This window comes from Janthinobacterium rivuli (assembly GCF_029690045.1).
GTDB classification, from domain to species: domain Bacteria; phylum Pseudomonadota; class Gammaproteobacteria; order Burkholderiales; family Burkholderiaceae_D; genus Janthinobacterium; species Janthinobacterium rivuli.
Genome location: NZ_CP121464.1, coordinates 6,035,796 through 6,060,793, shown reverse-complemented (window position 1 = coordinate 6,060,793; position 24,998 = coordinate 6,035,796). Strand labels below are relative to the sequence as shown.

Below are 24,998 nucleotides of genomic sequence, written 5' to 3'. Positions count from 1 at the left end.
CCGCTGCCGCGTAGTTCGGCTACACTGCTCCGCATGCCCGACACCCTCATTACCGCGACGGATGAAGACCTGATGCTGCGCTACAGCGCCGGCGACCTGCCGTCGTTTCGCGAATTGTACCGGCGCCATGGCCAGGGACTGTACCGCTTCGTGGCCTGGCGTTCGCCGCGCCGCGCCTGGGTGGCCGAGATCGTGCAGGATGCGTGGGCCAGCCTGCACGCGGCGCGCGCCGGCTACCAGCCGCAAGCGGCGTTTCGTACCTATCTGTACCAGATCGCGCGCAACCGCCTGATCGACCTATTGCGCCAGCGCGAAGGTCAGGAAATCGACGCTACAGACGAACTGGCGGACGAGGGCGCATCGCCGCCGCAATCGCTGGAACAGAAACAGCAGCACGCATTGCTGCATGCGGCCATCGCGGCGCTGCCGGTGGAGCAAAAGGAAGCGCTGGTGCTGCAGCAGTTCAGCGGCATGAGCATTCTGGAGATCGCCGTGGTGACGGGGGCGGAAGCGGAAACCGTCAAGAGCCGGCTGCGCTACGCCATGCAGAAATTGCGCGCGGGCTTGGACAGCGCCGCGGGCGCGGGAGGACAGGCATGAAGACGCACGATCAAGATAACGACGATTTGCATGACGAGGAATTGAACGCCCTGCTGGCCAGTCTGCCGCAGCCCGCGCCTTCCAGCGCGCTCGATGCGGCCATCCTGGCCGACGCGGAAAAAGCCTTGCCGCAACCGGTCGCCGCGAACGACAGCGCCGATGGCGTGCTGCGCACCCTGCCGGCCAAAAAATCACCCGACTACCTGCAGCGCTGGCGCGTTCCGCTGGGACTGGCCGCCGCCGTGCTGTTGACGGTGAACCTGATCGGCGTGGACTGGTTCGGCTCGAAACCGGCGCAGTTTCCCGTGGTGGGGGAACCGGTCACGCAGGAGGTGATGCGGGAAGCCACACCGGCCGCCGCACCTGCGACCGAGTTTGCGCCACTACCGCCAGCACCGCGCGCCATGGCCAAGGCGGCACCGAGGCCGCCGGCGCAAGCCGGGCCAGTGCCAGCACCCGTGTCAGCACCCGTTTCTCCGCCAGCGCCACCGGCCCCGCCACCTCCTCCGGCAATGCGGGAGGCGATGGAGCAGCAAGCGGCCATGCAGGCCGAAGCCAGCCTGCAGCGCCAGGCGCCGGCACAGCGGGCGCTGGCCATGCCCGCTCCCATCGTGGCAAAGTCGGCGCCGCTGCCGCCACCGGCCAGGCTCGATGCTTCCGTGTGGCTGGTGAAGATCGACGCCCTGCTGAAGGCCGGCGAAGGCAGCTTGGCGCACGAGGAGTGGACGGCGTTCCGGCAGGCGTATCCTGATTACCCGGTGGCCGAGGAACTGCGGCAGCGCCTGGAGAGTAAGTAAAAAACGCTAGACGATCCCCTTCCTGCGTTCCCACACGGCGCTGCCGACGAAAATGGCGGCGCACACCCACATCACGGCCGGCAGGGCGTTCACGCCCACCGATTGCATCAAGACGCCCGTCAGCAGGGGGCCGCCGCCGCTGGTGATGCCCCAGGTGGCGTTGACGATGGCGCTGGCGCTGGTCAGCGACAGGCCCGTAAACCGTTCGCCGCAAGCCACCAGCGCCAGCATGTAGATGCCGCCTGCCGCCGCGCCCAGCAACAGCAGCAAGGTCCACCACAGCCACGGCGTGCCGACGGCGAATGGCAGCAGCGGCAGCAGCAGGCAGACGGCCACGCCGCAGGCCGCGTGGACTTTGGCGCGGCCGTAGCGGTCGGCCATCCAGCCCAGCGCGAATTGCAGGCCCGTGTCGCCCACCAGCACCACGGTGGCCGACAGCAGGGCCAGGTCCGTGCCGATGCCGTGCTCCATCGCGTACAGCGGCAGCAAGCTCAATGCCAGGGTGTCGAACAGGGCGAAGAAGGCGGCGCCGAGCACGATCATCGGCATGCGCGGCAGGATCAGGGTCCACTTCACGCCATGTTCTTCCGGTTCGCGTGCCGGGCCGCTGTTCGAGATCAGCATCAATCCCGGCACGGCCAGCAAGAACAGCAGGCCGCAGGCGGCGAAGCTCCAGGAAATCTTGTCGTTGAACAGTGCCACGAGGGCAGGGCCGATCAGCTGGAAAAACGTAAAACTGGTGGTGTACATGGCCACCACTCTTCCCCGTGAATTGTCGGGCGCCAGCCGGTTCACCCACGCTTCGCCGATGGTAAACAGCACGCCCATGGCGCCGCCGAACAGGAAGCGCAGCACGCTCCACGCCAGCAGGTGGTCGGTACACTGCATGGCGATCGTCGCCAGCGAAGCCACCCATACGGCGCCCAGCATGGTGGCGCGCGCGCCGAAACGTCCCACCCAGCGCGAGACGAATGGCGAGGCGGCCAGGATGCCCAGGGCGCTGACGGCCGTGATCATGCCGATGATGTCCGTGCCCACGCCGCGCTGGTGCAGGGTCAGCGCCGTCAACGGCATGGTGGCGCCCAGGCCCAGGCCCACCACGCCGATGCTGACGACGAGGGCGAAGAAGTCGCGCCAAGGCATGTGCTTCATGGCTGCCCCCGCAGGGTGAAAATGGTGTTCGGGATGGCTGGAAAACGGTGTGGATGCATGGGAAAGGTAGGGACTTTGCCTGCGGCGCTGGTGTTTGGCGCCGGACGGGCATATGATGATTTTATCAAGAGCAATATTGCAAAGCCGTAGTGTAGGCGATGTGTGCCACCGCTGGCCATTCCCATCCGTGTGGCCGCTGCCTGCGGCTCTGCTGTACAGTGAAGCGAGCGGCAGCGCTGTCATGGCGCTGTCATTGGATCGTCACGCCAGCGAGGAAGCTCCATGCGCCGTCCCATCGTTCTCGTTCCCGCCTGCCAGCGCCAGCTTGGCAGCCACGCCTGGCACATGGCGCAGGACAAATACCTGCACGCCGTGCTGCGCGGCGCCGGCTGCATGCCGCTGCTGTTGCCCGCCCTGGGAGCGGACGCGGACCTGGAGGCGGCGCTGCACGTCGCCGACGGCGTCATGCTGACCGGCTCCGCCTCGAACGTCGACGCTCGCCTGTATGGCGAAGACATCCTCCATCCCGACCTGCCGCAAGACCCCGCGCGCGACGCCACCACCTTGCCCCTGATCCGCGCCGCGCTGGCGCGCCAGCTGCCCTTGCTGGCCATTTGCCGCGGCTTCCAGGAAGTCAACGTGGCCCTGGGCGGCAGCCTGCACCAGGCCGTGCATGCGGTGCCCGGCATGCAGGACCACCGTGAAAACGTGCTCGATCCTTTGAACCGCCAGTACGCGCCTTCGCACCGCATCAAGCTGATGCCCGACGGCCTGCTGTCACGGCTGCTGGGCGGCGAGAGCGAGATGATGATCAATTCCCTGCATGGCCAGGGCGTCGCCCGGTTGGCCGATGGCTTGCTCGTGGAAGCGCTGGCCGACGACGGCCTGGTGGAAGCGTATAGCGTGGCCAGCGCCGCCGGTTTTACCTTGGCCGTGCAATGGCATCCGGAATGGCAGGTGGAAGACAATCCGCAGTCCATGCGCCTGTTTGGCGCCTTCGGCCAGGCATGCCGCGATTACCAGGAACAGCAGCATAGACAGAAAGGATGACAGGCGCGCCGCACCAGCACCATGCGGCGCTTAATCAGGAAAAGCGCAAGACCAACGAGAGGGAAACATGGCAATACGCGAAAATTTCACTTATACGGACATGGATTTGTGGCTCAATGAAAAGCGCGTCACGGAAATCGAATGCCTGGTCCCCGACTTGACGGGCGTGGCGCGGGGGAAGATCCTGCCACGCGGGAAATTCACCCAGGAGCGCGGCATGCGCATCCCGGAAGCGGTACTGGGCATGACGGTGACGGGCAATTACCCGGTCGACGATGGCGGCTACGACCGCGCCATTTCCAGCACCGACCGCGACATGATCTTGAAGGCCGATCCCACCACCATCACCATGGTGCCGTGGGCCACGGATCCCACCGCGCAAGTCATCCACGACTGCTATTTTGCCGATGGCGCGCTGGTCGATTTCGCCCCGCGCTCCGTGCTGCGGCGCGTGCTGAAACTGTATGCGGACAAGGGCTGGAAACCCGTGGTGGCGCCGGAACTGGAGTTCTACCTGACGGCGAAAAACACGGACCCCGACTTGCCATTGAAGCCGCCCATCGGGCGCAGCGGCCGTGCCGAGACGAGCCGCCAGGTCTACAGCATCGACGCCGTCAACGAGTTCGATCCCCTGTTCGAGGATATCTACGATTACTGCGAATTGATGAATCTTGACGTCGATACGCTGATCCACGAAATCGGCGCGGGGCAGATGGAAATCAACTTCCTGCACGGCGACCCCCTGGGCCTGGCCGACAAGGTGTTTTTCTTCAAGCGCACCCTGCGCGAAGCGGCCTTGAAACACGATATGTACGCCACCTTCATGGCCAAGCCCATGGCGGGCGAACCAGGTTCCGCCATGCACGTGCACCAGAGCGTTGTCGATGCGAAGACGGGACTGAACATCTTCAGCAACGAGGATGGTTCGGCCGCGCCCATCTTCAAGCATTACATCGCGGGACTGCAGCGCTACATGCCGTCGGCCATGGCCATCGTCGCGCCCTACGTGAATTCCTACCGTCGCATCGTGCGCCATACGGCCGCGCCGATCAATATTCAATGGGGCCTGGACAACCGCACGGTGGGTTTCCGCGTGCCCGAGTCGGGCGTGCAGGACCGGCGCGTGGAAAACCGCATCATCGGCGCTGACGCCAATCCCTACCTGGCCCTGGCCGTCACCCTGGCCTGCGGCTACCTGGGCATGACGGAGCAGCTGGAGGCGACACCGATGATGGTGGGCAGTGCCTATGACATGAAGTTCGAACTGCCGCAAGGCTTGCCGGAGGCCCTGCAGTTGCTGCGCGCGGAAGACAAGCTGCGCACGGTGCTGGGCGAGCGCTTCATCGACGTGTATGCGGCCATCAAGGACCTGGAACACCAGGAGTTCATGACCGTGATCAGCCCGTGGGAGCGCGAACATCTTCTGCTCCATGTTTAAGAAAGGATATCAATGAGCACATCCAACAATCCGCTGGCGCCGAGCGCCGCTTTGGTCGCCTCCGTGGCGCAGAAAAACGCGGCGCCACAAGTCTATGACACGGCCGCCATCCAGCAGATGGACTCGGCCCACTACCTGCATCCATTCACCGATTTCCAGGACCTGGCAAGCAAGGGTGCCAGGGTGATGGTGCGCGGCGATGGCGTCTACCTGTGGGATAGCCAGGGCAAGAAAATCGTCGACGGCATGTCGGGCCTGTGGTGCGTCAACGTCGGCTACGGCCGCACATCGATCTCGCAAGCCGTGTACCGGCAGATGGAGACGCTGCCGTTCTATAACAGCTTCTTTGGCACGACGAACGTGCCGGCCGCGCAGCTGGCCGCCAAGCTGGCGCAGATATCGCCGCCGCAGTTCCAGCACGTCTTCTTCACCAGTTCCGGTTCCGAAGGCAACGACACGAATCTGCGCATGGTGCGCCGCTACTGGGATATCCTCGGCTACAAGGAGAGACATACCATCATCAGCCGCCACAACGCCTATCACGGCAGCACGGTGGCGGGAGCGTCGCTGGGGGGCATGGATGGCATGCATGCGCAGGGCGGCATGCCGATACCGGGCATCGCGCATATCGGCCAGCCCAATTACCTGGAATCGGGCCATGGATTGACTCCCGAGGCATTCGGCCTGAAGGCGGCTGGCTGGCTGGAAGACAAAATCCTGGAAATCGGCGCCGACAAGGTGGCCGCCTTCATCGGCGAACCGGTGCAGGGCGCGGGCGGCGTCATCATTCCGCCATCGACCTACTGGCCCGAGATCCAGCGCATCTGCGACAAGTACGGCATCTTGCTGATCGCCGATGAAGTCATCTGCGGCTTTGGTCGCCTGGGGCGCTGGTTCGGCTCCGAACTGTTCGGCATCAAGCCCGACCTGATCACCTTTGCCAAGGGCGTCACCTCTGGCTATGTGCCGCTGGGCGGCGTGCTGGTGGGCGACCGGGTCGCTAAAGTCTTGATTGAACAGGGCGGCGAGTTCACCCACGGCTTCACGTATTCCGGCCACCCCGTCGCCTGCGCGGCCGCGCTGGAAAACATCCGCATCATCGAGGAGGAACAGCTGGTGGCCAAGGTGGCCGAAGATACGGGGCCGTATCTGCGGCAGTGCTTCGCCAGCCTGGGCGAACATCCGCTGGTCGGCTATGCGGACAGTTGCGGCCTGGTCGCGGGCCTGAACCTGGTGCGCAGGAAGGGCGCCACCGTGCACGAAAACGAGCTGTTCGACGAGGGCCAGGGCGTGGGCATGATTTGCCGCGGCCACATGTTCGACAATGGCGTCATCATGCGCGCCGTGGGCGAGCGCATGATCGTCGCCCCGCCGCTGGTGATGACGCGCGCGCAGATCGATGAAATGGTGGGCTTGATACGTCTGTGCCTGGACAAGACGTATGCGGACGTGAAAGCGAAGGGGTGGGTGTAGGTTTTTACTGAACCCAAAATCTAAGCGCTGGGGTCGTACCCTGAGGGTACGACCCCAGTCTCTGCTGTTGGGTTTTTATCGACATCTGTACAATTTTTAGACCAGATAAGCGACAGTTCCGCTAAACTTCCATCCTGGCCGCTCTTTGTAGCGGCCAGTTTTTCATTTTGACACCCACTTACCCAAAGCACCCACATGACGATAGCAACACCCGCCGCGTCGGCCAGCGACGCCCCAGCGCCTTTCTTGCTGATTGATCAACTGGTCAAGGAATTCGATGGCGTGCGCGCCGTCAATGATATTTCCGTGACGATCAACAAGGGCGAGATCTTCGCCCTGCTGGGCAGTTCAGGTTGCGGCAAGTCGACCCTGCTGCGCATGCTGGCGGGCTTCGAGACGCCGACGTCGGGCAGGATCGCCCTGGCGGGCAACAGCATCGTCGATGTGCCGCCGCACCAGCGCCCCATCAACATGATGTTCCAGTCGTACGCGCTGTTTCCACATCTGTCCGTGTGGGACAACATCGCCTTCGGCCTGCGCCGCGATGGCTTGCCGAAAGCGGAAGTGGCGGCGCGGGTCGAGCAGATGCTGGCGCTGGTGCAGCTGGGGCAGTATGCGAAGCGCAAGCCGCACCAGTTGTCGGGCGGGCAGCAGCAGCGCGTGGCGCTGGCGCGTAGCCTGGCCAAGCGGCCGCAATTGCTGCTGCTCGACGAGCCGCTGGGCGCGCTGGATAAAAAACTGCGCGAGCGCACGCAGATGGAACTGGTGAATATCATCGAGCAGGTGGGCGTCACCTGCGTGATGGTCACGCACGACCAGGATGAGGCCATGAGCATGGCCACGCGCATCGCCGTCATGAGCGAAGGGCGCATCCTGCAGGTGGGCGCGCCCGGTGAAATCTATGAAACGCCGAATTGCCGTTTCGTGGCTGACTTCATCGGCAGCGTCAATCTGTTCGACGGCCGCATCACGCAGGACGAACCGGATCACGTGGTGATCGCCACGCCCGATGGCGAGCACTATGTTTCGCATGGCATCACGGGCAATCTGGGCATGGATGTCTCGGTGGCCGTGCGCCCCGAAAAAATCGGCATCCAGATCGCGCCACCCACCTTGGAAGAGCGCGCGTCACCAAAGGAACACGGCTACAACTGCGCCCAGGGCGTGATCGTCGCCATGGCGTATTTTGGCAATGAAACCAGCTACCATGTGCGCCTCGACAGCGGCACGGTGGTGAAAGTCTCGCGCACCAACGCGGCCCGCCACGACGCCGCGCGCCTTGAGCGCGAACAGCGCGTGTGGGTATGGTGGGATGGCGCCGACATCGTCGTGCTGACCAGCTGAGGCCATCATGACGTCCATTCTGCAATTGCTGCGTAGCCTGGTCACCCTGCGCTGGGTAACAGGGAAAAACGCGGGCCGCAACGCCGTCATCGCCGTGCCGTCGCTGTTCCTCACGGCCGCCTTTTTGGTACCGTTTCTGATCGTGCTGCGTATCAGCCTGTCCGACATGGACACGGCGGGCAGCCCGTTCGGCGGCTTGCTGTCGTATGTCGACGGCATCGTCGTGCTGAAGGTCAAAATCGCCAACTACCTGTTCATCGCCGCCGATGAACTGTATCTGCTCACCTATCTCAGTTCATTGAAATACGCGGCCATCACCACGGCCATCTGCCTCTTCATCGGCTATCCGTTCGCCTACTTCATGGCGCGCGCCAGGCCGTCCATTCGTCCCGTGCTGATGATGCTGGTGATGCTGCCGTTCTGGACCTCGTTCCTGCTGCGCGTGTATGCGTGGAAGGGCATCCTGGCCAACCACGGCTTGCTCAACGACCTGCTGATCGCGTTGGGCGTGGTGCAGGAACCGCTGCACATGATGAACACTTCGTTCTCGCTGGTGGTCGGCATGGTGTACGCCTACCTGCCTTTCATGATTTTGCCCCTGTACGCGAACCTGGTAAAAATGGATATGCGCTACCTGGAAGCGGCGGCCGACCTGGGCGCCACGCCGTTGCAGGCGTTCTGGCGCATCACGGTGCCGCTGTCGAAATCGGGCATCATCGCCGGCGCCATGCTGGTGTTCATTCCTTCCGTGGGCGAATACGTGATTCCCGAACTGCTGGGCGGCCCGGAAACCCTGATGATCGGCCGGGTGCTGTGGGATGAATACTTCACCAATAACGACTGGGCCATGGCGTCGTCGGTGACGGTGCTGGTGGTCTTGCTGATCCTCGTGCCGATGGCCATTTTTAACAAATACAAGACGGAGCAGGACGCGGAGGAGCGCACATGAACGGACGTACTTTCCTGCAGAGCTGGTTCGGCCGCGGCTGGCTTTCGCTCGGCTATCTGTTCCTCTACCTGCCCATCATCGTACTGATCGTCTTCTCGTTCAACAGCTCGCGCCAGGACATGGTGTGGAGCGGTTTTTCGCTGCGCTGGTACAGCGAGTTGATGAGCGATACGGAGATCATCTCAGGTTTTGGCTTGTCGCTGAAGATTGCCTTCATGTCGGCGACATCCTCCGTCATCCTCGGCACGTTTGCCGCCTTTGCCTTGACCAGTTACCAGCGCTTCCGCGGCCGCACCGTGTTTTCCGCCATGGTCAGCGCGCCTTTGGTGATGCCGGAAGTGATCATCGGCCTGTCCTTGCTGCTGATGCTGGTGTCCATGCAAAAGGTCTTCGGTTTTCCCGAGCGGGGCGTGCTGACCATCTGGCTCGGCCACACCCTGCTGGGCATGGCGTATGCGGCCGTGGTGGTGCAGTCGCGCCTGCAGGAGATGAGCAAATCGCTGGCCGAAGCGGCGATGGACCTGGGCTGCCGCGCGCACCAGGTCTTCTTCCTCGTGACCCTGCCGAACATCACGCAGGCCCTGGCCTCGGCCTGGCTGCTGACATTTACTTTGTCGCTCGACGACGTGGTGCTGTCGGCCTTCTTGTCCGGCCCCGGCTCGACGACGATGCCGCTGGTGATTTTCTCGCGCGCGCGCCTGGGGCTCGATCCGCGCGTGAACGCCATCGCGGCGCTGACGATCCTGGTCGTGACCATTGCCGTCATCGCGTATGCCGTGATGCTGGCGCGCGCGGACCGCAGACGCCGCAAGCAACTGTCTGCGGCGTATTTGGAAGACTAGAGTAAGCTGGCGTTTTCACCTTGCAGGAGACGACCATGACGGAAAACACCAGCTGGCATGCACGGGCCGCAGCGCTGACGATCGATGGACGCGCTGTCATCAATGGCAAGCGGACAGGGGCCGTATCCGGCCAGACTTTCGATAAGCTGTCGCCCATCGACGGGCGCTTGCTGGGGCAGGTGGCCCGCTGCGACACTGCCGACGTGGATGCGGCCGTGCAGGCCGCCCGCGCCGCCTTTGACGACCGCCGCTGGGCAGGCAAGTCGCCCGCGCAGCGCAAGCGGATATTGATCAAGTTCGCCGACCTGGTGCAGAAATACGGTCCCGAGCTGGCCCTGCTGGAAACCCTGGACATGGGCAAGCCGATCAAATACAGCCAGAGCGTGGACGTGGGCTCCACGGCCAATTGCCTGCGCTGGTATGGCGAGGCGATCGACAAGGTCTACGATGAAATCGCACCGACACCCGCCAACAGCCTGGCCCTGATCACGCGCGAACCGGTGGGCGTCGTCGCCGCCATCGTGCCGTGGAATTACCCGATGATCATGGCCGCCTGGAAGATCGCGCCCGCCCTCGCGGCCGGCAACAGCGTGATATTGAAACCATCCGAAAAATCGCCGCTGACGGCCTTGCGCCTGGCCGACATCGCGCTGGAAGCGGGCGTGCCGGCGGGCGTCTTCAACGTGCTGCCCGGTTACGGCAACGAGGCCGGCGCCGCGCTGGCGCTGCACATGGATGTCGATTGCATCGGCTTTACGGGTTCCACGCGCACGGGCAAATTGATCGTGCAGATGGCGGGCCAGTCGAACCTGAAACTGGCGTGGACGGAATTGGGCGGCAAGTCCGCCAACATCGTTTGCGCCGATTGCCCGGACCTGGACAAGGCCGTGGCGGCCGCCGTCGGCTCCATCTTCTTCAACCAGGGCGAAAGCTGCAACGCACCCTCGCGGCTGTTCGTGGAAGAATCGATCAAGGATGTATTTATCGCCAAGGCGCTGGCCATGCTGCCCCGCTTCCAGCCGGGCGACCCGCTCGACGAAGCCACCGTCATGGGCGCCATCGTCGACGCCACCCAGATGCAGACGGTGATGGGCTACATCGCGGCCGGCAAGAGCGAAGGCGCGCAATTGCTCGGTGGCGGCGAGGCCGTGCGCCTTGATACGGGTGGCTATTACGTGCAGCCGACCATCTTCGGCGTGGACGCAGGCATGACGATCGCGCGCGAAGAGATCTTTGGCCCTGTGCTTTCCGTGCTGGGCTTTACGGATATCGCCGAAGCGGTGCAACAGGCCAACGCCACGCCGTACGGCTTGCAGGCGGCCGTATGGACCTCGGACATCACCAAAGCCATCCAGACGGCGCGCGCCCTGCGTGCCGGCACCGTGCACGTCAACCAGTACGACGGCGACGACATCACCGTGCCGTTCGGCGGCTACAAGCAGTCGGGCAACGGGCGTGACAAGTCATTGCACGCACTGGACAAGTACACGGAGCTGAAGACGACGTGGATACAGGTGGGCTAGTGTGCGTCGATTATCGCGATAATTAGCTCCTATATGATCTAATTATTGGCAAAAATATGCTAAATTAGGCGTTATAGGGACTATTTTGGGGGCGGTATGGAGTGTCATTTTCAAATCTTTCATGAGGAAGTATGGAAAGATTGTGCATTGCTTACCCTGCTCGAACCCGCCGGCGGCAACCCCCGTACTGCCACGCTGTTTGAATACGACCTCGATTATGCCTTCGAGAAAAAAGTCGAACCCGTATCGCTGCGCTTTCCCGTCACGGCAGATATGCAGAAGCTGGCGCAATGGCCAGCCTTTGTGTTTGACCTGATCCCCCAGGGGAGTGGGCGGGCGTATCTGCTGGGGCAGCTGCAACTGGCGGATGGTCCTGCCGCCGATTTTCCGTTGATGTGCGCCGGTGCCTTCAATCCCATCGGGTGTGTCCGCGTTGCCGAGGCAGTGCAATACTATGAACAGCATCTTGCCCGCCACGAGACCGACACACCCATGCACGGGTTGTCATTGGAAGACATCATTGGCCGCGGCGAGGCATTTCACGAACGCATGCTGGTACACAGCATGCTGGCAGCAGGTAGCCTCGGTGTCCAGGGCGCGGCGCCGAAATATTTGCTGACGACGGACCATGAGGGAATGTGGCATGCGGATGGCGCATTGGCCGACGAGCGCGCGGCAGCGCATTTTATCGTCAAGCGGGCGCGGGGCAAGACCCCGAGCGATGACAAGGTGCTGAGAAATGAAGCGGCCTACATGCGCGTGGCGAGCGCGATGGGCTTGCGCACGGCTGGCGAGCTTCGCTACCAGGAAGATACCCTGTTCATTCCACGCTTTGACCGGATAGTCCGGGATGGCAAGGTACTTCGCCTGCATCAGGAAAGTGCGGCTTCGTTAGCCGGCATCGTTGGATTTGAAGCTTCGCCCAGCCAGTTCGAGCTGTTGCAGGCATTGCGCGCCGTCGTCAGCGACAAGACCACCGAGACCGTTGAATTCCTCAAGCGCGACATATTGAACCTGGCCATGCGCAATACCGACAACCACGCACGCAATACCGCCGTTCAAAAGATCGGTGCCAACGTGCGTCTCACGCCGTTGTTCGATTTTGCGCCCATGTATCTGGACCCGGCAGGCATTGCGCGGGCAGCGCGCTGGTACCATCCGGTCAGCAAAAAAGAGCTGCATGCATGGCCTGCCATTCTGGCCGCCATGGATATTGCTGACGTGGAGCGCAATCACATTCAGGTTGAACTTTACCGCTTCGGCCAACGACTCGTCGAGCTGGAGCGGCGCATGCTGCAGGCAGGCGTGGATGATGATATCGTCGCCTTTCTCAGGCCTCACATCGCCATGCAGATCGAACAATTGAGCGCGCTGGGGGAGCACTGAGATGGCGCGCACCCATATCGACAAGGAACAGCTCAGGCAGCGCAGGGCGGTGCTCTACGACGCCATCGCGCGCGGTGAAGTCACGCTCCAGCATGCGGTGAAGGAGATGCGCGCCATCTCGCGCATGACGCAGGCGCAATTTGCGGAACACCGAGGAGTCAGCCTGAAAACCATCAAGGAAATCGAGAACGGCAAGGGCAATCCGACCATCCAGTCGCTGAATCGCATCGGACAGTTTTTTGGACTGGAGGTGGCGTTTGTACGGACAGAAACGCTACGCGAAAAAAAAATCGCCCCGGCAAGTACCGGAGCGATATCGCCTCAATAGGCTAAGTAATCCTCAGGAAATTATTGTGAAATTATGACGAACATAGCCGGATGCTATGCAAGGCGTCCGCCGCGACGCAGTGCGAGCACTGCGAGCGGTGGGCAACGCCGCAGAGTGCCGGTTATGGAAGTCAGAAATCACAATAATTTATGGGGGTTACTTGGATCAGAAGCAGTGTTCCAGCGCCGGGAAGCTGCCATCCTTGACGGCTTTGACGTAGCCGGTGACGGCGTCGTCGATGCTGGCCGCGCCTTCCATGAAGTTGCGCACGAAGCGCGCTTTGCGGCCTGGGAAGACGCCCAGCATGTCGTGCATGACGAGCACCTGGCCCGAGCAGTCGGGACCTGCGCCGATGCCGATGGTCGGAATCGTCAGCATGTCGGTCACTTCCTTGCCCAGTTGCGTCGGCATGGCTTCCATCAGCACGATGGCGGCGCCCGCGTTTTGCAGCACCAGCGCGTCGTTCTTCAGTTCCGCCGCGCTTTCCGTGCTCTTGCCCTGGACTTTATAGCCACCCAGCTGGTGCACGAATTGCGGCGTCAGGCCGATGTGCGCGCAGATGGGAATGCCGCGCTCGGAGAGGAAACGCACGGTTTCGGCCAGCCAGGCGCCGCCTTCGATCTTGATCATGTGCGCGCCGGCCTGCATCAGGATGACGGCGTTGGCATAGGCTGTCTCGGGCGTGCCGTACGCGCCAAACGGCAGGTCGGCAACGATCATGGCGGACTTGCTGCCGCGCGCCACGGAAGCCGTGTGGTAAGCCAGTTCGGCCACGGTGACGGGCAGGGTGGAGCTATGGCCATTGCAGACCATGCCGAGCGAATCGCCGATCAGCAGGATCTCCACGCCGCAGCGGTCCATCAGGGACGCGAAGCTGGCGTCATAGCAGGTCAGCATGGTGATCTTTTCGCCGGCGGCGCGCAGCGTAGCCAGCGTGTGGATCGTCACGGCCTTGTTGGCGACAGGCTTGGATGGCGCCGGCGCCGGTGTGGCAGCCTTGTCTTTTGCGGCCAGATCTGTTCCTTGCAAATAAGCGGACATAGGTATTCTCTAGAGTGAAAGGGGGTGATGCGATTGCGACGCCGCTAGTGTAGTACTTTATGCGGCGTGCTGCAGGGACGGCATTGTAGTGTATGTCTGGCGCAGCGGCTCAGAGCCGGCTGATGGCCTGGCCGGCCACCGTGGCCAGGTAGTCCTGCGCCGGCCCGAGTCCGGGCACGACGATGGCGGGCGCCAGGGCCAAGAGCGGCACCAGCACGAAGGCGCGCTCGGTGAGGCGCGGATGGGGCACCGTCAGGGTGGCGCTGGCGATCTGCTCATCGCCGTACAGCAGCAAGTCCAGGTCGAGGGTGCGCGGGGCGTTGCGGTAGGGCCGTTCGCGCCCGTGCGCCGCCTCGATGGCGTGCAGGGCCTGCAGCAGTTCCTCTGCCGGCAGGGTGGTGCTGATGCGCGCCACGGCGTTGATGTAGTCGTCACCGCTCGAATCGATGGGCGCCGTGCGGTAGCTGGCCGAGGCGTCCACCAGCGATGCGCCGGGTAGGCGCGCCAGTCGCGCGATGGCATCTTGCACATTCGCGCGCGCGTCGCCCAGGTTGGCCCCGATGCCGATGTAAGCAATGACTACCATTATTCGCCGCTGCTGCTGCCGGTGGTCGAGCCGCCGCCCGTGCTGGTCTTGCTGCGCGTGCTGCGGCGTGGCGGACGCTTTTTCTTGACGGCGCCCGGTGCGGCATTGGCGCTGACGAGCAGCGCTTCGCGCGTTTCCTCGTCGCCTTCATAAAAGGCCGTCCACCATTCGCCGATGTCCATGTCGATCTCGCCCGAGGCGCAGCGCAGCAGCAGGAAGTCGTAGCCGGCGCGGAAGCGCAGGTGTTCGAGCAGTTTGTACGGCGCCTTGCCGACCCGGCGCTCGAAGCGCGGCTGCATCGACCAGATGTCGCGCATGTCGGAACCGATCTTGCGCTGCAAGGCCAGTTTTTCCGTTTGCGAATCGAGCACGTCGTCGGCCGCCAGGTGCAGCGCGGGAATGGTCGACTCGCCGGCGGCGCGGTAGGCCGTCCATTTTTCCAGCACCTGATGCCACAGCAGCGAGGCAAACAAAAAGCCCGGCGAGACGGTCTTGCCGGCCGCGATGCGCTGGTCCGTGGCGTCCAGCGCCAGGGTGACGAATTTCGCGCCCAGCGGCTGCTCCAGCACCACGTCGAGCAGCGGCAGCAGGCCGTGATGCAAGCCTTCCTTGCGCAGCTGCTGCAGGCAAGCCAGCGCGTGGCCGCTCATCAGCAGTTTCAGCATTTCATCGAACACGCGCGGGGCGGGCACGTTGTTGATCAGCGGCGCCATGATGGGGATCGGCGCGGCCGTGTGCGGCTCGATGGTGAATTTCAGCTTGGCGGCGAAGCGCACCACGCGCAGCATACGCACGGGATCTTCGCGGTAGCGCTCTTCCGGTTTGCCGATCATGCGCAAGGTCTGGGCGCGGATGTCTTCCACGCCGCCGTGGTAGTCGAGCACTTCCTGCGTGGCCGGGTTGTAGTACATGGCGTTGATGGTGAAGTCGCGGCGCAGCGCGTCTTCGTGCTGCAAGCCGAAGGTGTTGTCGCGCAGGACGCGGCCATGTTCATCCTTGGGCGCGGAGTCGGCGCCGGCGCCGCGGAAGGTCGTCACTTCCAGCAAATCCTGGCCGAACATCACGTGCACGATCTGGAAGCGCTTGCCGATGATGAAGGCGCGGCGGAACAATCGCTTGACCTGTTCCGGCGTGGCGTTGGTGGCGATGTCGAAGTCTTTCGGTTTCACGCCCAGCAGCAGATCGCGCACGGCGCCGCCGACGACAAAGGCCTCGAAGCCCGCTTCCTGCAGGCTGCTGGTGACGCGGATGGCATTCGACGACACCAGTTTCGGGTCGATTCCGTGTTGCGCAGGACCGAGCACGATGGGTGCCGTGGTGTCGCGCGCTGCCTCTTTTTTAACGCCGAGGATCTTGCGGATGAATTTTTTAATCATTGAATAAGTGAAGTGATGGCCAGCCGTGGAGGGATGCGTGTGCGCTCAAAGCGGTATTGGGGTTGGTTGCGACCGGGTGGGTCACGACCGACAGCAGGGGAATGTCGTTGTGCGAATCGCTGTAAAAATAGCTGCGCTCGAACTGCCCCAGTTCCTTGCCCATCTTTTCCAGCCAGGCGTGGGTGTGGGTCAGCTTGCCCGCGCCCAGAGTCGGCGTGCCGACCAGCTTGCCCGTGACATTGCCTGCGTCGTCATACTCGGGCATGGCGGCCAGCAAGTGCTCGACGCCCAGCGCATCGGCGATGGGTTTGGTGATGAAATGGTTGGTCGCCGTGACGATGGCCAACAGGTCGCCCGCGTCCTGGTGCTGTTTCAGCAGAGCCACGACTTCCGGGCGGATGGCCGGCATGACCACTTCGGCCATGAATTGCCGGTGCAGCGCTTCCAGGCGTTCGCGCGGGAATTGCGCCAGGGTGCCGAGCGAGAATTCCAGGTATTCCACCGGATCGAGCGTGCCGGCCTGGTATTGCGCGAAAAATTCGTCGTTGCGGCGGGTGAATTCGGCGGCGTCCACGGCACCAATGCGTACCAGGAATTCGCCCCACTCGTGATCCGAGTCGATGGGCAGCAGGGTGTGGTCGAGGTCAAACAGGGCCAGATTCATCATTCTTTCGCTTCCGCCTGCAGCAACTCGCGCAACAATGGCAAGGTGATCGGGCGTTGGGTTTCAAGGGAGTAGAGGTCGAGAGAGTCCAGCATCGTCGACAGCGAACGCATGTCGCGCCGGAAATGGGACAGCAGATAGGGTAACACGCCGGGCGACAAGGTCAAGCCGCGGGTGGTGGCCGCCTGGGTCAGGGCGGCGATTTTTTCATCGTCGGTCAAGCCGTGGATCTGGTAGATCAGGCCCCAGCCCATGCGCGTGCGCAAGTCTTCGCGCACGGGCAGCACGGCCGGTGGCACGGCGCCGCTGCACACCATATAGGCCTTGTTGGCGCGGATTTCATTGAACAGGGCAAAGGCGTCGATCTGCGCCAGCGGCGACAGCTTTTCGCAGTCGTCGAGCAGGTACAGGTCGACGTCGGGCGAATACACGAATTCGGACTCGATCGAGAATGGCGAAATGTAGCGCGCGCGCTCGGTGCTGGCCAGGGCCTTGAGCAGGTGGCTCTTGCCGGCGGCCAGTTCGCCCCACAGGTAGGCAAAATGTTCGCGCGACGTGCGCGCGGCGAACTGGCGCATCAGCTGCGCCACTTCGGCATTCTGTCCCACCTCGAAGGTATCGAGGCTGTGCGCCTGGTCTGTGCCTAAATCGAGCACCAGTTGTTTCATGGCGTACGCCTTGTCCTGTTTTTCATTACTGCATGTGCATCGTGGTATTGCTAGGTTGATATGATATCCGCTTTTACTAGGTATTATAGAAGCTGCTGGAGAGGTAGTGGCGTCTTAGATGCTTAAAAGCGACCATCAGCACGGCAGAAGCGGGTAAAGCGAGCAAAACGCCGACGAAACCGAACAATTGTCCGAAAGCTAATAAGGCGAAGATCACGGCCAGCGGGTTCAGGCCGATGCGCTCGCCCACCAGGCGCGGCGTGAGGAAAAAGCCTTCGATGACCTGGCCGCAGCCGTAGATGACGGCCACGGCGATGACGCCGCTCCAGTCGGCAAACTGCAGCAGGGCGGCGATCAGCGCCAGCATCAGTCCCAGGCCGAAGCCCAGGTAGGGGATGAAGACCAGCAAGCCCGTGATGATGCCCACAGGCAATGCCACTTCAAAACCGGCGATGGCCAGCGCCACCGAGTAATACGTGGCCAGCACCAGCATGACGAGCAACTGGCCGCGCAGGTATTGCGCCAGCAAGGTATCGACTTCCTGCGCCATGCCCACCGTGCGGCCCACCCAGCGGCGCGGCACGGCGCCGGCGATGCGCGCCAGCATCGGGTGCCAGTCCAGCAACAGATAAAACAGCACGACGGGAATGAGCACCACGGTGGCCAGCCAGCCCAGCACGGCCGTGCCGCCGATACGGGCCGAGGCCAGCACCGTGCTCCAGATTTCGTCGCCGCTGGTGGCCATCTGCTGGCTCAGCATGCGTTTGATGCCCGTGCCATCGAGGCGTACGCGGATGCCGAGGTCGCGCAGTTTCGGCGCCAGGAACTCGTTCGCCTTGCTGAGAAACTGCGGGATTTGCGCCTGCAGCAAGGGGATTTCCTTCTGCAACACGGGCACGACGATCAGCACGAGCGCCGTAATGGCGAGGAAAAACAACACTACGACGACCAGCACGGCGAGCGGACGGGGCACGTAAAAACGCTTGTAATGCAGGCGCTGCAAGCGGTCGACGCCGGGATTGAGCACGTAGGCGAGGATGGCGGCGGCCAGGAAGGGCGTCAGGATGGGACCGAGGCTGACGAGCAGCAGCAAGAATGCCAGCCAGACCGCGATCCAAAATGCTGTTTGCTTCTGTTCGGCAGTGATGGCGAATGGCATGTAGTTTGTACTGTTGCGTTAAAAAAAGGCAGTTAATTACGAAATGGCGGGGCAGTTTGATAAAATAGCGACTTGATCGACCGAATTCACCCGCTGGCGTCCTGCCGCACGATGTTGAAAAACATGCTTGCGCGCGCGTGCCGGCGGGTATCCGCCTTCTATTTTACCGCCTCCGCTGCCACCACACCATGAACCAGACTTCTAATGTTTCCCTTTCCTACCGTGACGCTGGCGTCGATATCGACGCAGGCGACGCTTTAGTCGAAGCAATCAAGCCGTTTGCCAAGCGCACCCTGCGCGAAGGCGTGATGGGCGGCCTGGGCGGTTTTGGCGCCATGTTTGAAATCAGCAAGAAGTACAAGGAACCGGTGCTGGTCTCGGGCACCGACGGCGTCGGTACCAAACTGCGCCTGGCGTTCGAACTGAACCGCCATGACACGGTCGGCATCGACCTGGTCGCCATGAGCGTCAACGACATCCTGGTGCAAGGCGCCGAGCCCCTGTTCTTCCTCGACTACTTCGCTTGCGGCAAGCTGGACGTGGCCATTGCCACCGACGTCATCAAGGGTATCGCCCAGGGTTGCGAACAAGCGGGTTGCGCGCTGATCGGCGGCGAAACGGCGGAAATGCCGAGCATGTACCCGGCCGGCGAATATGATCTGGCAGGTTTTGCCGTCGGCGCCGTGGAAAAATCGAAAATCATCGACGGCACCAAGATCGCCCCGGGCGACGTGGTGCTGGGCCTGGCCTCGTCGGGCGTGCACTCGAACGGTTACTCGCTGGTGCGCAAGATCATCGAAGTGGCAAAACCAGACCTGGAAGGCGACTTCCACGGCCGTAAACTCGCCGACGTGCTGATGCAGCCGACGCGCATCTACGTCAAGCCGCTGCTGGCGCTGATGGATGCGATGGAAGTCAAAGGCATGGTGCACATCACCGGTGGCGGCCTGGTGGAAAACATCCCGCGCGTGCTGCAGCCTGGCCTGGTGGCCGAGCTGGACTCGAAATCGTGGACTATGCCGCCACTGTTCACGTGGCTGCAACAGCACGGCGGCGTGGCTGACGCCGAAATGCACCGCGTCTTCAACTGCGGCATCGGCATGACCGTCATCGTCTCGCAGGAAAACGCGGACGCCGCCATCGCCCAGCTGCAAGCGGCCGGCGAAACCGTTTCGCGCATCGGCACCATTCGTGCCCGTAACGGCGACGAGCATCAGACCATCGTCATCTAAGTTATCACACGCATAGAAAAGGCAGGCACTCGCGAGAGGCCTGCCTTTTTTACGTCCGCAGGTCTTACCTTGCGTGCACCGTCTTCATGCGGCCATCCGGTTGCGAGCCTCCTTTCCCGATCATGGCCACGCTGACGGCCGAGACGAGGGAGGCGAACAGGATGTAGCCGACGATGTGCCACGGCTCGCCATTGCCCGTTTTCAGCAGGTAGGTGGCGATGATGGGTGTCAGGCCGCTGGCGAAGATGCCGGAGAACTGGTACACGAAGGAGATGCCCGTGTAGCGTACCTTGGCGTCGAACAGGTCGCAGAACAGGGCCGCTTCCGGGCCGTACACGGCCGAATACAGCACGCCCAGCGGGATGATCACGGAACACCACAGCAGCAGCGGATTGTCGGCGTGGTTGAGCATGATCCAGAAGGCGGGAATCGACGACACGCCCGTGATCAGCGAACCCCAGAAAAACACCTTGCTGCGGCCGATGCGGTCCGACAGGCGGCCGAAGAACGGGATGCAGAAGCACATCACGACGGCCGACGCCATCACGCCCATCAGCGCTTCCGTGCGGTCGATCTTGATGGTGTTGGTCAGATAGGTGATGGAAAACACGCCGAAGATATTGAAGAACACGCCGTCGATATAGCGCGCGCCCATGCCCTTCAAGACGTTGCCCGGATAGCGCTTCAGCAGGTCGAAGAACGGGATTTGCGTCTCCGCGTTCTTCTCCTTGACGGCCTGGAATTCCGGCGTTTCCATCACGTTCAAACGTATCCACATGCCGATGAAGACGAGGGCGGCCGACAGGATGAAGGCGACGCGCCAGCCCCATGACAGGAATTGCGCGTCCGTCAGGCTGTAGGAGAGGATCGCCACCACGCCGGACGCGAGGCACAGGCCGATGGCCAGGCCGATCTGCGGCAGGCTGGCGTAGAAGCCGCGCTCCTTCGGCGGTGCATATTCATACGCCATCAGCACGGCGCCGCCCCATTCGCCACCGAGGCCGATACCCTGCAGCACGCGCAGGAACAGCAGCAGGCCGGGCGCCCAGTAGCCGATGTGCTCATACGTCGGCAGCACGCCGATCAGGAAGGTGGAGACGCCCATGATCATCAGGGTCATCACCAGCATGCTCTTGCGGCCGATCTTGTCGCCGAAGTGGCCGAAGATCACGCCGCCGATGGGGCGCGACAGAAAGCCCACGGCGAAGGTGCCGTAGGCCAGCATGGTCGAGACGAGCGGATCGCCGCCCGGGAAATACAGCTTGCTGAACACGATGCCGGCCACGACGCCGTATAAAAAGAAGTCGTACCACTCGATGGTGGCGCCGATCACGCTGGCCATCACGACTTTCCGTAGCTCTTTGGCCTTTTTCGGATTGTTCGTATTGTTATCCATAATATCTAGTCTCCAATCGATATCGATTATGTGTTTTTTTCTGATGCTTGGCTTGTCGCCGATACATGGGGCGGGGCCGTCTGCCCGCCGCTGGCGTCCTCCCGGGTGAGGTGGAATGGGGCGCGGACTAGGCCGCCTTGGGCAGCCGCACGGCGTCCGCCAGGATCATGTCGGCCGCTTTTTCGGCGATCATGATGGTGGGCGCGTTCGTATTGCCCGAGACGATTTCCGGCATGATCGACGCGTCGACCACGCGCAGGTGCTGCATGCCGTGCACGCGCAGGCGCTCGTCGACGACGGCCATGGCGTCATGCCCCATCTTGCAGGTGCCGCTGGGGTGGTAGATGGACTGGCTGAAGCGCCGTGCCGCGTCCAGCAGTTCCTCGTCCGTTTCGAACTGCGGGCCGGGCACGAACTCGGAAATGATGTGCGGCGCCAGCGACGGGGCGGCGGCGATTTTTCTCGCCACGCGCAGGGCGGCAATCGCCGTTTGCTGGTCGCGCGGGTCGGACAGGTAGTTCGGGTAGATGCCCGGATACGCAAACGGATCGGCGGACTTGATCGATACGTGGCCGCGGCTGTGCGGGCGCAGCTGGCACACGGATGACGTAAACGCGGAAAACGGATGCGCGCCTTCGCCCGGCTTGTCGGCGCTCAGCGGCTGCATGTGGAACTGGATGTCGGGCCGCTCCACCTCGGGCGAGGAGCGGGTAAACACCGTCACCTGGCTGGCCGCCAGGGTCAAAGGCCCCGAGCGGGAAAACACATATTGCATGCCCACCCACAGCTTGCCCCACAGGCTGTTGACTTCATCGTTCAGGGTTTTCAATCGCGTCTTGAAGACGAGGCGTATTTGCAGATGGTCTTGCAGGTTCTGTCCCACGCCAGGCAAGTCGTGCACCAGCGGCACGCCTACTTCATCGAGCAGGGCGCGCGGTCCGACGCCCGAGCATTGCAGGATTTGCGGCGAGCCGATGGCGCCCGCGCATAAAATCACTTCGCCGCTGGCGCGCACCTGGCGCAGCTGGCCATCCTGCCGGAATTCGATGCCGACGGCGCGCTTGCCCTCGAATAGCACGCGGGTGATTTGCGCGCGCACTTCCACGCGCAGGTTGGCGCGCTTGCGGGCCGGCCGCAGGAAGGCTTTCGCTGTGCTCCAGCGCAAGCCCTTGCTGGCCGTCTGCTGGAAGTAGCCGACGCCTTCCTGCGTGGCGCCGTTGTAATCGGCATTGAAGGGGATGCCGCTTTCCGTGGCACCGGCAATGAAGTGTTCCGCGATGGGACGGCGCAGGCGCAGGTCCGACACTTTTAATGGACCGCCGACGCCGTGGTAATCGCTGGCGCCGCGTTCCTGGTCTTCCGATTTCTTGAAATAGGGCAGCACTTCGGCATAGCTCCAGCCTGCATTGCCCAGTTCGGCCCAGCGGTCGTAGTCTTCCTTCTGGCCACGTACGTACAGCAAGCCGTTGAGCGAGCTGGAGCCGCCCAGCACCTTGCCGCGTGGCCATTGCAGCTGGCGCCCCGCGATGCCGGCGTCCGCTTCCGTGCGGTAGCACCAGTCCAGCCTGGGGTCGTGCATGGTCTTGAAATAGCCGACCGGCACGTGTATCCACGGATTGTTGTCCTTGCCGCCCGCTTCCAGCAGCAATACCTGATTGTTGCTGTCATGCGACAGGCGGTTGGCCAGCACGCAGCCGGCGGAACCGGCGCCGACAACGATGTAATCGTAGTGTGTTTGCAACATTGCTCTTGTCTCCTGCGTTGCGGTATCTAGCTGCCTCGACGGGCATTTTTTGCGATACACTGGTCTTTATTGGTTATTTTTGGAACGTCTGGTTCCATTTATAAAAGACGTGCAGCACCGGGACAAGCGGAAACAGCCGCATACGCGAGAGGTGAAACAGAACATGCATGATGCGTTTCAAAAACGGCCGGGTGAGGCCGAAGAAGGCAACCAAGCGGGTGCTGGCACGGCGGCCAGCCATGGCGACGAGGCGCGGGGCTTGCGCGTGCTGCGCCTGATTGAGCACCTGGCCAGCGCCAGCCAGCCCTTGACCCTGTCGCAGCTGGCCGCGCGCATGCAGGTGCCCAAGGCCAGCATGATGCGCTTGCTCGATACCCTGGAACAGCATGGCTATGTGCTGCGCACGCCCGTGGGACGCGGCTATGTGCCCGGTGCGGCATCCACCAACCTGGCGCTGGCGACCCTGCGCAACAATGCCCTGATCCGCGTGAGCCGCAGCATCCTGGGCAGCCTGGTGGCCGTGACGGGCGAGACGTGCAACCTGGCCATTCCCGAAGGCAATGCGATCGTCTACGTGGACCGGGTGGAAACGCAGGAACCGCTGCGCCTGCACCTGGTGCTGGGTACGCGCGCGCCCATGCATTGCACGGCGAGCGGAAAATTATTTCTGGCGCACATGACCCTGCTGGAGCGGCGCGAGCTGCTGGCCATGCTGGGCCTGGAAGCGCGCACGCCGAAAAGCATCACCGACCCCGTGCTGCTGGAACGCGAGATCGTGCGCATCGCCCGGCTGGGCATCGGCATCGATGACGAGGAATTTGTGCACGGCATGGTGGCCGTGGCCGTGCCCATCTGCGCAGCCGACGGGCGCATCGTGGCGGCCGTGGCCTGCCACGCGCCCGTGGCGAGAAAGTCCGTGGAGCAACTGCTGCAGCACGTGCCGCAGTTAAAAGAAGCGGCCGTGAAACTACGGCCGCTATTGCTGGCGGAAAACAGCTAAGGTTTCAAGACCTTCGCTACTTTTGCGGCGCGCAGGCGGAACGCATCGGGCATGCCCGAACCCAGCAGCGGGCGCAGATACAACCTGAAAGCATCGGTGACGTCCGTGCCGCTGGCGCTGATGAATTCGTCTTCCATGGTGCGCGTCTTGCCCGCCACTTCGGAAAGCGGCAGCAGTTCATAATCGACGGAATAAAAGCCCGTGCGCTTGATGGCAACGGAGCCGTCGCGGTCGCCCCACATGGCGAACTGCACCGCCTTTTCGCCCACCTCGCGCGCTTCGCGCTGGTCGACGTCGGAAACGCAGCCGATGAAGGAGCGCTGCAGGTAGCCGAAGGTATCGCCGCGCACGCGCTTGATGCCGAGCTTGGCCTTGATTTCGTCGCACAGCAGGTCGGCCAGCGCGCCCGTGCCGGACAATTGCACGTTGCCGTGTGCGTCGCGTTCTACTTCTTTCGCCAGCAGACTGGCGATCGGTTCGCCCGAGGCGTCGTGGATGCCTTCCGAGACGGCGATCACGCAGCGGCCATATTTTTCATAGGTCGCCTTTACGTCGGCAAGGAAGTTCTCGAGCACGAAGACGCGTTCGGGCAGGTAGATCAGGTGCGGGCCATCGTCGGGGAACTTCTTGCCCAGCGCCGAGGCGGCCGTCAAGAAGCCCGCGTGGCGGCCCATCACCACGCCCACGTACACGCCGGGCAAGGCTGCGTTGTCGAGGTTGGCGCCGGCGAACGCTTGTGCGACGAAACGCGCGGCCGAGGGAAAGCCGGGCGTGTGGTCGCTGCCCACCAGGTCGTTGTCGATGGTTTTCGGGATGTGGATGCAGCGCAGCGGATAGCCGGCCTTGTGCGCTTCCTCGCTGACGATGCGCACCGTGTCGGACGAGTCATTGCCGCCGATATAAAAGAAATGTTCGATCTCGTGCGCACGCAGCACTTCGAAGATTTGCTGGCAGTAGGCGATGTCGGGCTTGTCGCGCGTGGAACCGAGGGCCGAGGACGGCGTGGCGGCCACCAGTTCCAGGTTATGGCTGGTTTCCTGCGTCAGATCGACGAATTCTTCATTGACGATGCCGCGCACGCCGTGCAGCGCGCCATACACGCGCGTGACATGCTGAAAGCGCCGCGATTCGAGCACCACGCCCACCAGCGACTGGTTGATGACGGCGGTGGGGCCGCCTCCCTGGGCAACAAGAATTTTTCCAGACGGCATGGGATTTCCTCGTAAGTGGAACGGCCCTCCAGCCTACTC

Annotated in this window: 23 protein-coding genes; 13 read left to right on the top strand and 10 right to left on the bottom strand. The window is 62.8% G+C overall.

The annotated features are described in order from the left end of the window. The first annotated feature begins 33 nt into the window (after positions 1 to 33). Complete coding sequence (locus tag P9875_RS27500; RefSeq protein WP_278317168.1) at positions 34 to 600, top strand: sigma-70 family RNA polymerase sigma factor; 567 nt, start codon at positions 34 to 36, stop codon at positions 598 to 600. Then, positions 597 to 1,397 (top strand): hypothetical protein, encoded by an 801-nt coding sequence (locus P9875_RS27495; protein WP_278317167.1) that lies wholly within the window; start codon positions 597 to 599, stop codon positions 1,395 to 1,397. Before P9875_RS27500 ends, P9875_RS27495 begins: the two co-directional genes overlap by 4 nt. Positions 1,398 to 1,403: 6 nt before the next feature. Here the strand turns inward: P9875_RS27495 and P9875_RS27490 are convergent, their stop codons facing one another. After that, the gene (locus P9875_RS27490) at positions 1,404 to 2,549 is read right to left on the bottom strand and encodes an MFS transporter (RefSeq protein ID WP_278317166.1); all 1,146 of its coding nucleotides are present in this window, start codon (positions 2,547 to 2,549) and stop codon (positions 1,404 to 1,406) included. Positions 2,550 to 2,831: 282 nt separating this feature from the next. Between P9875_RS27490 and P9875_RS27485 the strand changes: the two genes are divergently transcribed. The 9 genes from P9875_RS27485 to P9875_RS27445 all read left to right on the top strand — a co-directional run bounded on the left by P9875_RS27485 (position 2,832) and on the right by P9875_RS27445 (position 12,882). Further along, positions 2,832 to 3,599, top strand: a complete 768-nt coding sequence (locus P9875_RS27485; protein ID WP_278317165.1) for a gamma-glutamyl-gamma-aminobutyrate hydrolase family protein — start codon at positions 2,832 to 2,834, stop codon at positions 3,597 to 3,599. Between the two features lie 67 nt (positions 3,600 to 3,666). Next, complete coding sequence (locus P9875_RS27480; RefSeq protein ID WP_035822563.1) at positions 3,667 to 5,037, top strand: glutamine synthetase family protein; 1,371 nt, start codon at positions 3,667 to 3,669, stop codon at positions 5,035 to 5,037. A gap of 12 nt (positions 5,038 to 5,049) precedes the next feature. After that, entirely contained in the window at positions 5,050 to 6,510 is a 1,461-nt protein-coding gene (locus P9875_RS27475) for an aspartate aminotransferase family protein (protein WP_278317164.1), read from the top strand. A gap of 195 nt (positions 6,511 to 6,705) precedes the next feature. Continuing rightward, positions 6,706 to 7,854: an ABC transporter ATP-binding protein gene (locus P9875_RS27470; protein ID WP_278317163.1), complete on the top strand. Its 1,149-nt coding sequence runs from the start codon at positions 6,706 to 6,708 to the stop codon at positions 7,852 to 7,854. A gap of 7 nt (positions 7,855 to 7,861) precedes the next feature. Then, the gene (locus P9875_RS27465; RefSeq protein ID WP_278317162.1) at positions 7,862 to 8,803 is read left to right on the top strand and encodes an ABC transporter permease subunit; all 942 of its coding nucleotides are present in this window, start codon (positions 7,862 to 7,864) and stop codon (positions 8,801 to 8,803) included. Beyond that, positions 8,800 to 9,645 (top strand): ABC transporter permease, encoded by an 846-nt coding sequence (locus P9875_RS27460; protein ID WP_278317161.1) that lies wholly within the window; start codon positions 8,800 to 8,802, stop codon positions 9,643 to 9,645. The genes P9875_RS27465 and P9875_RS27460 overlap by 4 nt, the downstream gene beginning before the upstream one ends. Positions 9,646 to 9,680: 35 nt before the next feature. Further along, complete coding sequence (locus P9875_RS27455; protein WP_278317160.1) at positions 9,681 to 11,168, top strand: aldehyde dehydrogenase; 1,488 nt, start codon at positions 9,681 to 9,683, stop codon at positions 11,166 to 11,168. Positions 11,169 to 11,315: 147 nt separating this feature from the next. Continuing rightward, positions 11,316 to 12,554, top strand: coding sequence for a type II toxin-antitoxin system HipA family toxin (locus P9875_RS27450; RefSeq protein ID WP_278317159.1), 1,239 nt, complete (start codon positions 11,316 to 11,318; stop codon positions 12,552 to 12,554). 1 nt (position 12,555) lies between these two features. Continuing rightward, the gene (locus P9875_RS27445) at positions 12,556 to 12,882 is read left to right on the top strand and encodes a helix-turn-helix transcriptional regulator (RefSeq protein WP_035822549.1); all 327 of its coding nucleotides are present in this window, start codon (positions 12,556 to 12,558) and stop codon (positions 12,880 to 12,882) included. 165 nt (positions 12,883 to 13,047) lie between these two features. Here the strand turns inward: P9875_RS27445 and panB are convergent, their stop codons facing one another. The 6 genes from panB to P9875_RS27415 all read right to left on the bottom strand — a co-directional run bounded on the left by panB (position 13,048) and on the right by P9875_RS27415 (position 18,376). Further along, the gene (panB, locus tag P9875_RS27440) at positions 13,048 to 13,923 is read right to left on the bottom strand and encodes a 3-methyl-2-oxobutanoate hydroxymethyltransferase (RefSeq protein WP_176388229.1); all 876 of its coding nucleotides are present in this window, start codon (positions 13,921 to 13,923) and stop codon (positions 13,048 to 13,050) included. 109 nt (positions 13,924 to 14,032) lie between these two features. After that, positions 14,033 to 14,509 (bottom strand): 2-amino-4-hydroxy-6-hydroxymethyldihydropteridine diphosphokinase, encoded by a 477-nt coding sequence (gene folK, locus P9875_RS27435; RefSeq protein WP_278317158.1) that lies wholly within the window; start codon positions 14,507 to 14,509, stop codon positions 14,033 to 14,035. After that, positions 14,509 to 15,885, bottom strand: a complete 1,377-nt coding sequence (pcnB, locus tag P9875_RS27430; protein WP_099401752.1) for a polynucleotide adenylyltransferase PcnB — start codon at positions 15,883 to 15,885, stop codon at positions 14,509 to 14,511. The genes folK and pcnB overlap by 1 nt, the downstream gene beginning before the upstream one ends. After that, positions 15,878 to 16,549 carry an HAD family hydrolase gene (locus P9875_RS27425; protein ID WP_035828308.1) on the bottom strand — a complete coding sequence of 224 codons (672 nt, stop codon included), beginning with the start codon at positions 16,547 to 16,549 and terminating at the stop codon, positions 15,878 to 15,880. Before P9875_RS27425 ends, pcnB begins: the two co-directional genes overlap by 8 nt. Continuing rightward, positions 16,549 to 17,217: a DnaA regulatory inactivator Hda gene (hda, locus tag P9875_RS27420; RefSeq protein ID WP_034788687.1), complete on the bottom strand. Its 669-nt coding sequence runs from the start codon at positions 17,215 to 17,217 to the stop codon at positions 16,549 to 16,551. Before hda ends, P9875_RS27425 begins: the two co-directional genes overlap by 1 nt. A gap of 76 nt (positions 17,218 to 17,293) precedes the next feature. Beyond that, positions 17,294 to 18,376 carry an AI-2E family transporter gene (locus tag P9875_RS27415; protein ID WP_034746048.1) on the bottom strand — a complete coding sequence of 361 codons (1,083 nt, stop codon included), beginning with the start codon at positions 18,374 to 18,376 and terminating at the stop codon, positions 17,294 to 17,296. 188 nt (positions 18,377 to 18,564) lie between these two features. On the opposite strand from P9875_RS27415, the gene purM reads away from it, so the two are divergent. Continuing rightward, a complete protein-coding gene (gene purM, locus P9875_RS27410; protein WP_278317157.1) occupies positions 18,565 to 19,608 on the top strand; it encodes a phosphoribosylformylglycinamidine cyclo-ligase in 1,044 nt (347 codons plus the stop codon). A gap of 64 nt (positions 19,609 to 19,672) precedes the next feature. Here the strand turns inward: purM and P9875_RS27405 are convergent, their stop codons facing one another. Next, positions 19,673 to 21,004 carry an MFS transporter gene (locus tag P9875_RS27405; RefSeq protein WP_278317156.1) on the bottom strand — a complete coding sequence of 444 codons (1,332 nt, stop codon included), beginning with the start codon at positions 21,002 to 21,004 and terminating at the stop codon, positions 19,673 to 19,675. Between the two features lie 127 nt (positions 21,005 to 21,131). Further along, on the bottom strand, positions 21,132 to 22,748 hold the full coding sequence (locus tag P9875_RS27400; RefSeq protein WP_278317155.1) for a GMC family oxidoreductase: 1,617 nt from the start codon (positions 22,746 to 22,748) through the stop codon (positions 21,132 to 21,134). A gap of 163 nt (positions 22,749 to 22,911) precedes the next feature. Between P9875_RS27400 and P9875_RS27395 the strand changes: the two genes are divergently transcribed. Continuing rightward, entirely contained in the window at positions 22,912 to 23,748 is an 837-nt protein-coding gene (locus P9875_RS27395; protein ID WP_278317154.1) for an IclR family transcriptional regulator, read from the top strand. Here the strand turns inward: P9875_RS27395 and P9875_RS27390 are convergent. Further along, positions 23,745 to 24,959, bottom strand: coding sequence for a 6-phosphofructokinase (locus P9875_RS27390; RefSeq protein WP_035822534.1), 1,215 nt, complete (start codon positions 24,957 to 24,959; stop codon positions 23,745 to 23,747). The two genes, P9875_RS27395 and P9875_RS27390, sit on opposite strands and share 4 nt — an antisense overlap. Between the last annotated feature and the right edge of the window lie 39 nt (positions 24,960 to 24,998).

What these genes read in the sequence shown, in the direction of transcription:
- P9875_RS27475 (WP_278317164.1), top strand. Translation starts at nt 5,050, where the DNA reads ATGAGCACATCCAACAATCCGCTGGCGCCGAGCGCCGCTTTGGTCGCC.
- P9875_RS27400 (WP_278317155.1), bottom strand. Translation starts at nt 22,748, where the DNA reads ATGTTGCAAACACACTACGATTACATCGTTGTCGGCGCCGGTTCCGCC.
- P9875_RS27480 (WP_035822563.1), top strand. Translation starts at nt 3,667, where the DNA reads ATGGCAATACGCGAAAATTTCACTTATACGGACATGGATTTGTGGCTC.
- P9875_RS27425 (WP_035828308.1), bottom strand. Translation starts at nt 16,549, where the DNA reads ATGAATCTGGCCCTGTTTGACCTCGACCACACCCTGCTGCCCATCGAC.
- P9875_RS27405 (WP_278317156.1), bottom strand. Translation starts at nt 21,004, where the DNA reads ATGGATAACAATACGAACAATCCGAAAAAGGCCAAAGAGCTACGGAAA.
- P9875_RS27465 (WP_278317162.1), top strand. Translation starts at nt 7,862, where the DNA reads ATGACGTCCATTCTGCAATTGCTGCGTAGCCTGGTCACCCTGCGCTGG.
- P9875_RS27455 (WP_278317160.1), top strand. Translation starts at nt 9,681, where the DNA reads ATGACGGAAAACACCAGCTGGCATGCACGGGCCGCAGCGCTGACGATC.
- pcnB (WP_099401752.1), bottom strand. Translation starts at nt 15,885, where the DNA reads ATGATTAAAAAATTCATCCGCAAGATCCTCGGCGTTAAAAAAGAGGCA.
- P9875_RS27470 (WP_278317163.1), top strand. Translation starts at nt 6,706, where the DNA reads ATGACGATAGCAACACCCGCCGCGTCGGCCAGCGACGCCCCAGCGCCT.
- panB (WP_176388229.1), bottom strand. Translation starts at nt 13,923, where the DNA reads ATGTCCGCTTATTTGCAAGGAACAGATCTGGCCGCAAAAGACAAGGCT.
- P9875_RS27445 (WP_035822549.1), top strand. Translation starts at nt 12,556, where the DNA reads ATGGCGCGCACCCATATCGACAAGGAACAGCTCAGGCAGCGCAGGGCG.
- folK (WP_278317158.1), bottom strand. Translation starts at nt 14,509, where the DNA reads ATGGTAGTCATTGCTTACATCGGCATCGGGGCCAACCTGGGCGACGCG.
- P9875_RS27395 (WP_278317154.1), top strand. Translation starts at nt 22,912, where the DNA reads ATGCATGATGCGTTTCAAAAACGGCCGGGTGAGGCCGAAGAAGGCAAC.
- P9875_RS27485 (WP_278317165.1), top strand. Translation starts at nt 2,832, where the DNA reads ATGCGCCGTCCCATCGTTCTCGTTCCCGCCTGCCAGCGCCAGCTTGGC.
- purM (WP_278317157.1), top strand. Translation starts at nt 18,565, where the DNA reads ATGAACCAGACTTCTAATGTTTCCCTTTCCTACCGTGACGCTGGCGTC.
- P9875_RS27495 (WP_278317167.1), top strand. Translation starts at nt 597, where the DNA reads ATGAAGACGCACGATCAAGATAACGACGATTTGCATGACGAGGAATTG.
- P9875_RS27490 (WP_278317166.1), bottom strand. Translation starts at nt 2,549, where the DNA reads ATGAAGCACATGCCTTGGCGCGACTTCTTCGCCCTCGTCGTCAGCATC.
- P9875_RS27390 (WP_035822534.1), bottom strand. Translation starts at nt 24,959, where the DNA reads ATGCCGTCTGGAAAAATTCTTGTTGCCCAGGGAGGCGGCCCCACCGCC.
- P9875_RS27500 (WP_278317168.1), top strand. Translation starts at nt 34, where the DNA reads ATGCCCGACACCCTCATTACCGCGACGGATGAAGACCTGATGCTGCGC.
- hda (WP_034788687.1), bottom strand. Translation starts at nt 17,217, where the DNA reads ATGAAACAACTGGTGCTCGATTTAGGCACAGACCAGGCGCACAGCCTC.
- P9875_RS27460 (WP_278317161.1), top strand. Translation starts at nt 8,800, where the DNA reads ATGAACGGACGTACTTTCCTGCAGAGCTGGTTCGGCCGCGGCTGGCTT.
- P9875_RS27415 (WP_034746048.1), bottom strand. Translation starts at nt 18,376, where the DNA reads ATGCCATTCGCCATCACTGCCGAACAGAAGCAAACAGCATTTTGGATC.